Source organism: Escherichia sp. WS1152, from assembly GCF_046487665.1.
GTDB classification, from domain to species: Bacteria; Pseudomonadota; Gammaproteobacteria; order Enterobacterales; family Enterobacteriaceae; genus Escherichia; species Escherichia coli.
In genome coordinates this window covers 1-11,858 of record NZ_JBJQJA010000039.1, presented here as the reverse complement: position 1 = coordinate 11,858, position 11,858 = coordinate 1, and the positions used below count along the sequence as shown (strand labels likewise).

Here is an 11,858-nt window from a genome sequence, read left to right as displayed (position 1 = left end):
GGTCCTAAGACATCAATCATCTGCTCTCCAATGACTAGTCTAAAAACTAGTATTAAGACTATCACTTAAATAAGTGATATTGGTTGTCTGGAGATTCAGGGGGCCAGTCTAGGCGTTGAGTAATGTGTTGATTACCTTAGAGCGCGAAAGTTTGTGGGTATGACAGTACTCATCCACAATTCGCAGTGTCTCATCACTGGTCATATTGAAAGTTATACGTGTTGTCATGATGAAGTTTTCTGTTAATCATACTGGTTGATATGCATAACATTTCATAAAAAATACTGTTAATTCATATAATTGATTTTTTGACTGGTTTTATCCTCGTGTGGTGGAAAGCAGTATTACTGCCACTGTAGTCAGCATAAATCTATCACACAGAACCACCGAAAATGAAGCATTGCTCAGGGGGAAGCTGCCACTCGTATGAGTTCTCTGAACCATGATAACCAGTATTTTTCGTTTTGGGTGATTTGTTTATCGTTACAGCTACATACAGTTCATGTACCATTAAAAAATAATAAAGGTTAATTAGTATTATTTATAGAAGTATGTTTATGTAATTCTACCGTGTAAATGAACCCTGTAATTCTACCTTGTAAATACACCTTGTAACCAAGTCCTGTAGAAGTCTGTCTCATAGAGGTATCTGTGCAGTGATATTCTCTGTAGTAGTACTTGTAACTCTGTTCTTAACTCTCTCTTCAGTAATGTAGTCCCGCAACACCTGAATATAAATCTGTAATGTTCACACACTGACTGTAACGTGCTTTGTTAAGTAATGTCTGCTATTTTTTTTCTGTTATTTTTCCTGTTGTTTTCTGTATTTTGTTGTATGGTGTAATAACTATTCTGAACCCGTCATCACCTTTATAGCTAAGAGTATGACTTCGCCAGTGTTGATACTGTGGATAACGGTGATTAAGGAATTACTGTTAATGATCTGTTCCTGCAGCTCACCTGATGAGTTTTGGTAGTAATACGTAAAAGAGTATGCCTCATGTCATTAAAAAGTCTTCCGGAGTGTTGTTTAACCCTGTACCTCTGTTACTCATGTAGTACGTTGCGGAAAGCTACGTTAATTGTAATATCTGGTTATGGCGTTATGCCTTCAGTATTAAAAACATCTTTTACCGGAGAAACTGGGAAGTGGAAAGGCTTTCGGGATAACGTCAGGCCATTATGACGATATTACGTTAATCACAGTACAAGATAACGAGAGGGTAATGGAATTTTAAACCAGAGTAGTTCCACTGTTGTTCACTGGAAAAAGTGATTTCCCACGCGCGTTATAAGCTTACTCCAGAGGAGATGGAAGCCTTCAACTCTGCGGTCGATCACCGGCTGGCAGAACTGACCATGAACAAACTTTACGATCGTGTTCCCGCTTCAGTCTGGAAATATGTTACCTGATAAATGTTTCTGATGAAGTACAGTCGTCACAATGACATCACTTCAGATATTATCTGCGCTGTGATTGACTGTCACGTATGCCGTTCTCTGTATGGTTCTGATACCCGGGTGTGGTCCCACTTTCTCTGTGGCGCCCGGGGAGTTGTGAACCTGCACGTCTTCGTGTGATAACGTTTTCTTCAAAAATTACGCCAGCGCTTCTTCCTGTGTTACAGAACACGAGGAAGAAACATGAAGACTTACAACACCAATCCCGGTTACGAAATGGATCCCCAGCTCCTGACACACTTTAACCAGCATCTGGATTCATTATTCGGGGTATATTCGAAACTGTTACCGTTCAGAATGGATTTTGCTTACCGAAAAAACACCCTCAGCTACAGATGTGCCTGCAGGTACGCCATGTGCGCGGAGATACTGCGACTGATTAACGAAGTGGGAGAGAAACTGGTCGGGTATGCCTGGGTAATGGAATATACGGAACGTAAAGGGCTTCACATTCATTTTGTGGGCTATCTGAACGGTCAGAGCCACAGGAGTTCGTATCTGGTATCCAGATTGATGGGAGATATCTGGAGGCGGGTTACCGGGGGTGATGGTTACTACCACTGGTGCCGGTTTAATAAAAATTATCCGGTAAACATTAACCACGTCATTCACTATTCAGATCACAAAGCGGTGAATGCCTTACGCTATGCCCTCAGCTACCTGGCCAAACGAGAACAGAAAGAATGTGGCATCATCCTGAAATGCAGCGGGCTTCCTGAAAAAAGTAACCGGGGTCGACCGCGACTGGGCAGCACCCTGCCGGAGACTTATTCTCTGGTGTAAGACCCTGAACGACAACTACGGGCTGGCGCTAATTGTTACGGTCGGTTCCGGAGGCCACTTCAGGGACTCTGCGCATTTTTTACGACATGGCTATTCCGTATGAACCATACGGAGATTTAACCATGGCACATTCTTTACCATTCCTTCCGGCAACCGATACAGCGCATCCTCCGATGTCCATCCCTGCCTGCTGACAGTTTTTTACGCCGGTGGGCCATTGTGTGACAACCACAGTGCTGTAACAGCAACCAGCCTGCTTTACCCAAACTCCAGTCCAGATTTTAACTGAACCGCCATTCACACCCTGACCACACTGCCCGTACCGGGACAGCTGTTGCCTGCGTGTCGTCTGGCTGCTGAGGAATATGACGATGTACGCAAAATCCTTTATTGCATTTGATGGCAACGGGCGTCTGACGGGTGCCCGTACCGCACAGACTGCACCTTACGATCGCTACACTTGCCACCTTTGCGGCAGTGCGCTCAGATACCACCCGCAATACGACACTGAGCGTCCCTGGTTTGAACACACTGACAACGGGCTGACGGAGCACGGTCAGCAGTGCCCTTATGTCAGACCGGAACGCAGGGAGATACAACTGATTAAGCGTTTGCAGCAATTCGTACCGGATGCCTTACCCGTGGTGCGTAAAGCCAGCCGGCACTGCAGACAATGTCATCACGATTATTATGGGGAGCGGTACTGCACGCACAGCCATACCGGGCACTTCAGTGAGGAGGGGGTGGCAGAATGAACGGTATAAAAACGGGGCTGGGGATCACGCCGGGTGAACACATTATCAGTGCTGATTCTGCGCTCAGCAGAAATATCCGGCAGTGTTTCTGCCTTTCCTGTCATGGCCGGTTGATTTTGCAGACAGATGCTCAGGGGGCGTGGTTTGAGCACGATTTACATGTCCTGAGCGAGCAACAGAAGGCAGCCTGCGTGGTGCTGAATCCGGAAAAGTCCCACCCTTACATTGAGGATATGGAGATGTTTTTATCGCCATTACCGGTCGTGCTGGAGTGGCATTGTGTGATGTGTGAGCAGTTTTTTCATGGGAAGAAATTCTGTGAGGCCTGTGGTACGGGGATTTATTGCAGAGCGGTATGTACGAAGTCTGTTTACAGCTACCAGCCAGACTTGTTTCAGGACTGCGGAGGTGCGAGTACTTAATCCGAAATCTCCGCTCTGCGCAGGGCGTTCAGAGATATCGCAACCTGCATTTTATCCGGTGTTTCGCACCTGCCCCGTTCGTGACACAAAGGCGTGACACCGGATATCCGCAGTCCTGCTTACCTGAATAAAACCCGGGGTATTGATTGTGTACTGTGGTGCGAAATCGCACCGTGATCGCGGATTCGCCGAATCCGCACTGTGGTGTCAACCAACCATACGCGAGAGTCCTCTCCGTATTTATCAGTGCCTCAGGACGATTTCTGCATAGTTAATCCAGGGGGCTGCATTGTTTATTTCCCTGCTAATGGATGTGACATCCAGGATATTCATGATCCTGATTTCCCTGAGCAGTATCAGCGCTTATTGGCACGTCTGGATTATCTGACGAAGCCCGATGCTAAAGCATCAGGTCAGCGTAACTCTGGCTACAGCGGTTTTTGACCTGTTGTAACTGTAAGGTGATTTATTATGTATACAGAATCAAACGTTAAGCTTTCCTGTAACGCCCTCTGGCAAAAGTGTGTCCTTGCAACTCTGTATCGGGCTGCAGCCACACATCCTGAAATTAAATTATTACAATTTAAATTAATACCAGGACAGGGTATTAATAAGGCCATTCCCTCTCTGATGGCTGATTTTACTGGTGAACTGCATAGACTCATTTCTGAATATTTGCAGTGTAAGCGACGTAAAGATAAATCTGTTGAGCCCACCCCTTTATATTATCTCTGGAGTAGGGAGGCTGTGGCTAACGATACCACTCCTTATCTTATGGTGCTGCTACTTAATAACGATGTCTGGTGTAAGAGTCGTGAGGTGGTGGTTCTCAGAAATCTGATTGAGCAGGCGTGGGGAAAAGTATTGGGTGAAGATAACTCCATTACACATCTGGTTGTGTATCCTGAAGTGCTGTCGTTGGTATTTGATGCAGCTAACACATACAACGCTGAGCCTGGTGTACTGGAACAGACGGCCCAGGCTTACATTGAATCGCATGGTGCCATTGAACGTCATCTTGGGTGTAGTGACTTTTAACGTCAGGTGATGCATAAGGGCCTTTCGCTGAGAGGCCCTGTTTACACAATTAAATAAATCGAGCCCGACCAACAATTTTGATGTTAACAGCAGGATTATTGAGGGGCAATCAATGTGTTCTTCGGTAGCGATTACGGTAGTGAACGGACCTGCTGTCTGAATGGCATCGATCCGCAAGCGTATCGGCGCCATATTCTGAGCGTACTACTGAAATGGCTAATGGCAGTAAAGAGAGACTTTACGTATATTTGCATAAAGCAGGATTTTACGACTAGTCAACATTCTTTATAATTCTTCAGGTTCAGAGTATCTGACATATAGGGTTATGTATTGGGGAGACATTTAATGTTTGGCCATCTGTTACGATACTTTAGTTTCTGTAAAAAAGATTTATTAGTATTTCATCCTGAATCTGATTACTCAGATAATTTACATAAAGCCTTCTCTTTTACAAAAAGGCTAGGATTTAATGAAGAATGGAATGGGGTCACAAAAAACAAAGAATATGATTATCAGGATGTCTTCAGTCATGTCTGTCTGCAGTCTGGTGTGACAGACTTTTCCGCTTCAGCAGGACAATGCTTAAAGTGGAGTCATTATTTTCAGCCATATTTTGAGAATATCCTTGAATGTCGGGTATGGGTTACCGTTGGACAACTCTGGAAACAGGAACGATTTATTTACAATCCGTCAGTTGCGGATTTTCAGCGCTGGTCTGAAAAAGGGATTCAGCCTGAAGATTTTAGACATCACTCGGGGTTTAACTTTCATGCGTGGTTGACGACGGAAAATGGTGTGATTGTGGATGTTTCCTTTATGAGTACGTTATCGCGGCGATTACCTGAACACCTGAGTGAAGTCAGTGGAAGTGTGATTATTGGCACGCCAGAGACGGTTCTTCCTGAGTATAAATATGTTCCCATGATTGTCGGTCAGAGGATTGTTGAGAAAATAGAAAAACGCTCTTTCATTGGTTTTCTGGCGCACGACGATATTGATTTATATACAGTACCTGCAATCTTGGTTCCGGTATGGAAAGAATGTTAAAGCACGGAATAACACTATGCACTTACCGCTTTCCGGAACTCAGCTTGTTACCTGAGCGGTCAACAGAGCAGTCTTTCAGTGTCTGCACTTGGTTGCCACTAAACCGGAGTCATTTATCAGAAGTATATGTTCATGGAAGGATATTGTCAGCGCCAGTGATATAAGACGGTAATGAGGATAGCCATCCCGCATGGGTTTCCTCAACACTGGTCACTGTGACAAGCGCACCATGATCGTCTTTGTATCGCTGATTGACTTTCGATAATAGAACATCTTCTGACATAAATTTTAGTACGGTAACAATTAACTAAATTTTCATGTGGTAGCACTGAATCAGGAGACTGCGTTTCCTGATGTGTGCTTCTGCAGCCGTTACCGGATACAGACTTCGATACCAGTTACTTCGACATCCGCCATGTGTCCTGGGACCCGCTATAACGAAGTTGGAGGTAATCAGTACAGCGTTCCCGAAATGCTGTGTGGTCAGCCAGTCTCGATACGAATATCGCTGAACGATGAGTTGCGGATCTACAGTAATGAGAAACTGGTGGCCTCACATCGCCTCTGCTCAGTGTCGTCTGGCTAGCAGATAGTACCGGAACCTCACGCCCCGCTCTGGCAGCAGATCAGTCAGGTGGAACATCGACCACTGAGTGCCTATGAGGAGCTGTTGTGATGCATGTGTCAACGACGGATGAAAGTGGCTCTTCCGCAACCTGGGTGGAGATTTTCATGCCAGTGGACTCATTACCCTCTGCCTGAGTAGTTCAAATCCTGCTCGACCATACATCTGGCGTTTCAGCATCTTCAGGCGATTTACATGACCTTCGACAACACCATTACTCCAGTGACTACTGATTGCCTCACATATAGCTGCAGCATCAGCTTCCATCCCCGCCGCCACGCGCCGAAATTCTGCTGAACCGCTTTCGTGGACTCGAGTGAACCAACTGCTTAGCTGTGATTTATTTTGGGTTTTCAGAATACGGTAGAACTCGAGTGCCAGTTGCTGCGCTATTTTCAGCTCAGGTTCTTTTTCACACATCAGACTAATAAATCGGGAAGCATAATTTTCTTCATCCCTGGTTATTCTCCAGGGCATCAACCAGCGGCTTACCCGGGACACTGAAGGAAGTCTGACGGCAGTAGTAACCGGTGGGTTCCAGCCTTTACGCCATTTGGCAACCGCATCCCTGACGATGGTTTCACTGCCTGTAAATCCCCGGGCCACCATTTCCCGCCATATCCGGCTGGCGTTATAATTACCACTTTCTCGTTGCTCTTTTAACCACTCCCTCCATGGGTCCAGAAGCCCTCGCTTTGGCGGTCGGGTTGACATTTCAGGGAATGTTCCTGAACGCACCCAGCGACTGACTGTCACACGCGACAGGCCTGTAATACGGGATATTTCCCTGAAACTACATCCCTTGTTATGCAGGGCCATAACCTCTGTCCAACGCTGATGCCGTTTTTTGCGGGTTTGTTGTTTTAGGCGTTCCGGACGACGGAGCGATGCTGCAGGCACAGATGGTTCTGGATCAGGTGATTTCTTTGGTGACAACTCACTGGCAACAAGACGTATCAGAGGTATATGTCTGTACATCATTCGTTCAGGCGCATCGCCAATATTTTTTAGCAGATGCCATCGATCGGCCACCTGTCTGGCCTGAGGTGCACCTTCACGTGCTGCTGTCGCATAGACTCCACTGCGATCACGCGAGACAATCTGTATTTCCGGATATTTTCTGAACCAGGTCGCCAGCGTACGCTGATCACGGCCGGGAAGCAGGACGAGGGGAGGGTGAGTATCAAGATTGACGATTAACGTACCGTAACGGTGGCCCCGATGCCACGCCCACTCATCAATACCGACATGAGGCGAGCCTGACTGTTTCGTCTCCGGGGTATTGATAACCCTGCGAAGGAGAGTATCAGCACTGCAACGGAGACCCACTGCCGTTGCTGCCCGTTTCCCGGCCTCACCTCCGGCGATTAATCCCAGTTGACGTTGTAAATTTTGTAACGCCTGTGAAGACTGTTGGTGTGAACCGGCGAAGGGAGCAAGCGACTCGGCAAAAATTTTACGTGAACAAGCCGGGTTACGGCAGTACCAGTGGCGGACAGAAAATACAAGCCATAGCGTATGTCCTGAGCAGGGTAGATGCTGTATCCGGCGCCGACGACAACTATGAACAGAGTCGCTACGCTTAAAGCATTCAGGACATTGTGCTGTTTTGCGTTTTCCGTGGAGATGGAGGGTTATACCGTCAGAGCTAATAATTTGTCGACTGCATCGCCATCCGCAAGGTAACTGTAGAAGTGTCTTAAGAGAGTGCATTGAGTTGCCCATGACTTAAAACAGCTTAGATCTTTGTTCACCAGAAAGTTTCATCCATTTTCTTCCACCCAAGTTGCGGAAGAACCTGATTTCAGGCGTTGGGTGTGGATCACTATTGCACCGTTCGTTACACCAGCGAAACCACACAGGTAGCTATTACCATATGTGGTAATACACTAGTTACAGGAAAAACATGCAGGTTCCGCAATACGTTGTGTGTTGCTGCTTAGTCAGGATCTTTTCTTCCATGCGAGATACGACAACACTTTTGAGGAAAGATGTTCACAACTGGTGGGGCGATTGCAACAGGTTTGTGCAGAACTCCCCCCGGATGGCAATGCAGGGGGGAAAGGATTTTTCAGGTTGACCGCCCAGGTACATCAAATCAGTATGCTGCTCACGCCTGACGGTGCGATGAGTAATGTATTTCATACTCTTCCCGGTAGAGAGTTTCCCCCCAAAGAACCGGTTTATTCTCAGCAGTCAAATAAGTATGTTGTCGTACCAGAATTGGGCGGGAACGCTTTATTTTCAGCTTCTGGGCCGCATCCCGGCTGGGCAGCGCCACATGAACCTGGTTGGCAATTGTCTGTATCTCTATGCGAAGTGCCTGCTCAAAAATGTTTTGCAACGCATGGACTTCCAGTTCCTGCTTATCTATTTGCAGGGCAAGAATTGAAGGCATATAACGAATTTCGAATGCAATTGGCTGCTGATTTATCAAGCGCAACCTTAACAGCCGATGGATGCTCTCTTTGCCTGATAACATCAGTTTTGTCCGTAAGAGTTCTGACGTTGAGACAGGTGCGAATTCGACGAGTTGATATTCGAGGTGTTTGTCGACACCAACCAGATCTTTTTCAAAAAATCCAAGAGATTGCGTATCCATTACGGTGATAATGGAAGGTTTTTTAACGAAGGTTCCACGTCCCCGAATGCGTTCAATCAATCCATCCGTAAGAAGACCCTGCATCGCATGGACCACTGTCGCTCGGGTGGTATTAAATTGGGCTGCAAGTTCGTTTTCAGAAGGTAAGCGTTCGCCTTGTTTATATACATTTTGTGCTATTCCATTGCGTAATGCTTCTCTGATCTGCAGGTAAATTGGCAAATTGCGATGCATGTCAAATTAATCCTTCATTCTAAGTTGCATAGTCAACTATACAACTTCAAGGGTGACGGTATGTCATTTTAGCAGATATCACCTTCAGGTGTGGTCAGTTAAACATAAATGAGTTAGAGAAAATGATTTTTGATACGCATGCGCATGTTTTTGTTCGAGGATTACCATTAGCGGAACATTGCCGATATGTTCCTGATTACGACGCCACACCGGAGAGTTATCTGACTCACTTGGATCGGTTTGGCATTGATGTTGGTATTCTGGTGCAACCCAGTTTTCTGGGGACGGATAACCACTATATGCTTGAGGCTCTTCGCCGTTACCCTACCCGGTTTCGTGGTGTAGCCGTTGTGGATCCAAACATTACGCGCTGTAAACTGGATGAAATGGCAAAATTAGGGGTCACTGGTATCCGCTTAAATTTAGTCGGCGTGGAAATTCCCGATCTTACGCAACCTGCATGGCAACACCTGTTAGAACATATTAAAGCCCTGGGATGGCATGTTGAGCTACACAGAGCTGCGCGCGACTTGCCAGCGTTAATTACGGTATTACTTAAATCCGGTGTAAAGATTGTCGTTGACCATTTCGCGTTGCCTTCTCAGGAAGAGAAACAAAACGATCCCGGATTTCAGTTTCTCCTTGAGCATGCAGAAACGCAGCAAATCTGGTTGAAACTTTCTGGCGCCTATCGCAATGGCAGTACTGAAACTCTCAACGATAACGTGGCACCGTTAATTCCTCTCCTGCTGCAGCATTTTGGACCTGCACATTTATTGTGGGGTAGCGACTGGCCACATACTCGATACGAAAATGTCGTCAATTATCAAAAAACGTTCGAGTTACTGACGCAGCAAATACCTGATAAAGAAATGAGAAATAAAATTTTATCGGTTAGTGCAGAATCACTTATCGATTAGTTGGATTGAGAATATAGTCGAAAGGTATATCATGAGCATATTTTATAAAAAAAGCTGGTACAAGTGGATTGTATTGGTGGTTTGTATTCTTGCCTATTCATCAGGAAACCTGGTGCGCTGGAATTATACGGGAATATCGCAATATCTTATTGGTGAATGGCACATTGGAAAAGAAGAATTGGGGATCCTTGGTTCCGCATTCTTTTATGCCTACGCGATTGGGCAAAGTCCCTGGGGAACACTTACCGATATATTAGGCGGACGCAGAGTTATTTCTATCGGTATTTTAATTACCGCTATTATGTTCTCTCTCTTTGCTTTTGCGGGTGGCTACCATGCCGCTATCATCATTCGAGTATTAATGGGATTTGTTGGGGCGGCAACATTTGTGCCTTGTATGGCGGTACTTTCTCGCTGGTTTAGTAAAAAGGAGCGAGGTATGGTGCTGAATATCTTCTCTGGCACAGGTGGTGGATTAGGTGAGCTGTGGTCCTTTTTATTAATGCCATTGATTTCATTATTTATGGTAGGCGGCGCTACCGTGCTTGGCCTGAGCTCCTGGCGTGCATCTACGCTAATTATGGCGTTTGTCACACTGGCGATCATGATCCTCTGTTTTGTCGGTATGCGCTCCGACCCGTCGGAATTAGGTCTTCCGTCCGTTGTTGAACAGGAGACGCGTAAGCAGGCGAAAGAACATAGCTATGCCAGGACACTGCTTAATGCGTTGCGCGATCCGTGGTTCTGGGTCATTACATTCGCCTGGCAAGGTTTTACCGTTTCTCTGCGTCTGCTACCGGCCTGGTTGCCTATCTATGCGGCAGCTTACTACAAACAGACACAGGGATTATCCAGCGTTGAGGCGATGGTCGCAGGAGGTATGATAGCATCAGTGTATGTTGCCGGACGTATTTTGGGAACGCCTGTCTTTGGCAAATTATCTGACTTTTTGCTTGTCAGTTATAACGTACCAAGAACATTGATTATTGCTTGCTTCCATATCTTTATTACCGTCTCAATGTTTGCTCTTAGCCATCAAATGCCTTCCACATTTTTATTTGCAGTTCTGGTTTTTGTGATTGGTGCCGCGATAAATATGTTCCCTCTGGTTAATGCAGTCGTCGCAGAAATCTGGCCGGTTAAAACGGGGGGCGCGTTAATGGGGATGGTGAATACGGTTGGGCAGTTAATAGGTGCCTCAGCGTTGGCCTACAGTGGTTTTATGGCAGAAAAATTTTCCATAGCCGGAGCAGGATACAGTTTTGAGTATCGTGGCATTTGGTATTTGGCAATGATATTCAGTTCAATATCTATCCTGGCGTCTCTGTTGGCGATGCATCGCGAAAAACAAAGTATTCGGGAAAATGCCTTGAGTCATTAAGCATAATGTTTAATCATATATTTACCCAGGTCAAACGTTCAGAAAATAAAAAAATGGCGGAAATCGCCCAATTCCTGCATGAAAATGATTTGAGCGTTGACACCACTGTCGAAGTATTTATTACCGTAACCCGCGATGAAAAGCTTATCGCGTGCGGCGGAATTGCCGGAAATATTATTAAATGCGTTGCTATCAGTGAATCCGTTCGCGGTGAAGGACTGGCGCTGACATTAGCCACCGAACTGATAAACCTCGCCTATGAGCGGCACAGCACGCATCTGTTTATTTATACCAAAACCGAATACGAGGCGCTGTTCCGCCAGTGCGGTTTTTCCACGCTGACCAGCGTCCCCGGCGTGATGGTGCTGATGGAAAACAGCGCCACGCGACTGAAACGCTATGCCGAATCGCTGAAAAAATTTCGTCATCCAGGGAACAAGATTGGCTGCATTGTGATGAACGCCAATCCCTTTACGAATGGTCACCGTTATCTGATTCAACAGGCTGCGGCACAGTGCGACTGGTTGCATCTGTTTTTAGTCAAAGAAGATTCTTCACGCTTCCCCTATGAAGACCGGCTGGATCTGGTG

General features: G+C 46.2%; 12 protein-coding genes and 4 pseudogenes. 12 read left to right on the top strand and 4 right to left on the bottom strand.

Going from position 1 to position 11,858, the window contains the following annotated elements; all coding sequences use genetic code 11:
* Nucleotides 1–111: 111 nt before the first annotated feature.
* A pseudogene (locus ACJHW7_RS24815) lies at nt 112–228 on the bottom strand (hypothetical protein); the annotation flags it as partial.
* A gap of 1,035 nt (nt 229–1,263) precedes the next feature.
* Between ACJHW7_RS24815 and ACJHW7_RS24810 the strand changes: the two are divergent.
* The 8 genes and pseudogenes from ACJHW7_RS24810 to ACJHW7_RS24775 all read left to right on the top strand — a co-directional run bounded on the left by ACJHW7_RS24810 (nt 1,264) and on the right by ACJHW7_RS24775 (nt 5,506).
* Nucleotides 1,264–1,413, top strand: coding sequence for an Hha/YmoA family nucleoid-associated regulatory protein (locus tag ACJHW7_RS24810; protein ID WP_072146520.1), 150 nt, complete (start codon nt 1,264–1,266; stop codon nt 1,411–1,413).
* 231 nt (nt 1,414–1,644) lie between these two features.
* Nucleotides 1,645–2,244 carry an inovirus-type Gp2 protein gene (locus ACJHW7_RS24805; RefSeq protein ID WP_000860849.1) on the top strand — a complete coding sequence of 200 codons (600 nt, stop codon included), beginning with the start codon at nt 1,645–1,647 and terminating at the stop codon, nt 2,242–2,244.
* Between the two features lie 371 nt (nt 2,245–2,615).
* Nucleotides 2,616–2,999: a putative zinc ribbon protein gene (locus ACJHW7_RS24800; RefSeq protein WP_040235185.1), complete on the top strand. Its 384-nt coding sequence runs from the start codon at nt 2,616–2,618 to the stop codon at nt 2,997–2,999.
* A complete protein-coding gene (locus ACJHW7_RS24795; RefSeq protein ID WP_001013324.1) occupies nt 2,996–3,421 on the top strand; it encodes a putative zinc ribbon protein in 426 nt (141 codons plus the stop codon). The genes ACJHW7_RS24800 and ACJHW7_RS24795 overlap by 4 nt, the downstream gene beginning before the upstream one ends.
* A gap of 201 nt (nt 3,422–3,622) precedes the next feature.
* A complete protein-coding gene (locus ACJHW7_RS24790) occupies nt 3,623–3,865 on the top strand; it encodes an inovirus-type Gp2 protein (protein ID WP_157739649.1) in 243 nt (80 codons plus the stop codon).
* A gap of 27 nt (nt 3,866–3,892) precedes the next feature.
* The gene (locus tag ACJHW7_RS24785; protein WP_000287895.1) at nt 3,893–4,459 is read left to right on the top strand and encodes an inovirus-type Gp2 protein; all 567 of its coding nucleotides are present in this window, start codon (nt 3,893–3,895) and stop codon (nt 4,457–4,459) included.
* Nucleotides 4,460–4,573: 114 nt separating this feature from the next.
* A pseudogene (locus ACJHW7_RS24780) lies at nt 4,574–4,750 on the top strand (hypothetical protein); the annotation flags it as partial.
* 54 nt (nt 4,751–4,804) lie between these two features.
* Nucleotides 4,805–5,506 (top strand): hypothetical protein, encoded by a 702-nt coding sequence (locus tag ACJHW7_RS24775; RefSeq protein WP_000466879.1) that lies wholly within the window; start codon nt 4,805–4,807, stop codon nt 5,504–5,506.
* Nucleotides 5,507–5,677: 171 nt separating this feature from the next.
* Here the strand turns inward: ACJHW7_RS24775 and ACJHW7_RS24770 are convergent.
* Nucleotides 5,678–5,789: pseudogene (locus tag ACJHW7_RS24770) on the bottom strand (DUF4222 domain-containing protein); the annotation flags it as partial.
* Between the two features lie 80 nt (nt 5,790–5,869).
* Here ACJHW7_RS24770 and ACJHW7_RS24765 point away from each other — a divergent pair.
* Nucleotides 5,870–6,182 (top strand): annotated as a pseudogene (locus tag ACJHW7_RS24765) (Mu transposase domain-containing protein); the annotation flags it as partial.
* A gap of 54 nt (nt 6,183–6,236) precedes the next feature.
* On the opposite strand, the gene ACJHW7_RS24760 reads toward ACJHW7_RS24765, so the two are convergent.
* Together ACJHW7_RS24760 and ACJHW7_RS24755 are read right to left on the bottom strand one after the other, a co-directional pair.
* The gene (locus tag ACJHW7_RS24760; protein ID WP_071843992.1) at nt 6,237–7,856 is read right to left on the bottom strand and encodes an ISL3-like element ISEc38 family transposase; all 1,620 of its coding nucleotides are present in this window, start codon (nt 7,854–7,856) and stop codon (nt 6,237–6,239) included.
* Nucleotides 7,857–8,241: 385 nt separating this feature from the next.
* Complete coding sequence (locus ACJHW7_RS24755; protein ID WP_000554934.1) at nt 8,242–8,967, bottom strand: GntR family transcriptional regulator; 726 nt, start codon at nt 8,965–8,967, stop codon at nt 8,242–8,244.
* Nucleotides 8,968–9,089: 122 nt separating this feature from the next.
* On the opposite strand from ACJHW7_RS24755, the gene ACJHW7_RS24750 reads away from it, so the two are divergent.
* From ACJHW7_RS24750 to citC, 3 genes are all read left to right on the top strand, one after another.
* Nucleotides 9,090–9,887: an amidohydrolase family protein gene (locus ACJHW7_RS24750; RefSeq protein ID WP_000575589.1), complete on the top strand. Its 798-nt coding sequence runs from the start codon at nt 9,090–9,092 to the stop codon at nt 9,885–9,887.
* A 31-nt stretch (nt 9,888–9,918) separates the two neighbouring features.
* A complete protein-coding gene (locus tag ACJHW7_RS24745; protein ID WP_001596154.1) occupies nt 9,919–11,268 on the top strand; it encodes an MFS transporter in 1,350 nt (449 codons plus the stop codon).
* A gap of 5 nt (nt 11,269–11,273) precedes the next feature.
* Nucleotides 11,274–11,858 (top strand): [citrate (pro-3S)-lyase] ligase (gene citC / locus ACJHW7_RS24740; RefSeq protein WP_208487437.1); only part of this gene is annotated, 585 nt, incomplete at its 3' end.

Bases quoted from the DNA above. Each gene is read 5' to 3' on its own strand.
- ACJHW7_RS24775 (WP_000466879.1), top strand. From the start codon at position 4,805: ATGTTTGGCCATCTGTTACGATACTTTAGTTTCTGTAAAAAAGATTTA.
- ACJHW7_RS24750 (WP_000575589.1), top strand. From the start codon at position 9,090: ATGATTTTTGATACGCATGCGCATGTTTTTGTTCGAGGATTACCATTA.
- ACJHW7_RS24805 (WP_000860849.1), top strand. From the start codon at position 1,645: ATGAAGACTTACAACACCAATCCCGGTTACGAAATGGATCCCCAGCTC.
- ACJHW7_RS24800 (WP_040235185.1), top strand. From the start codon at position 2,616: ATGTACGCAAAATCCTTTATTGCATTTGATGGCAACGGGCGTCTGACG.
- ACJHW7_RS24785 (WP_000287895.1), top strand. From the start codon at position 3,893: ATGTATACAGAATCAAACGTTAAGCTTTCCTGTAACGCCCTCTGGCAA.
- ACJHW7_RS24755 (WP_000554934.1), bottom strand. From the start codon at position 8,967: ATGCATCGCAATTTGCCAATTTACCTGCAGATCAGAGAAGCATTACGC.
- ACJHW7_RS24760 (WP_071843992.1), bottom strand. From the start codon at position 7,856: ATGGGCAACTCAATGCACTCTCTTAAGACACTTCTACAGTTACCTTGC.
- ACJHW7_RS24745 (WP_001596154.1), top strand. From the start codon at position 9,919: ATGAGCATATTTTATAAAAAAAGCTGGTACAAGTGGATTGTATTGGTG.
- ACJHW7_RS24795 (WP_001013324.1), top strand. From the start codon at position 2,996: ATGAACGGTATAAAAACGGGGCTGGGGATCACGCCGGGTGAACACATT.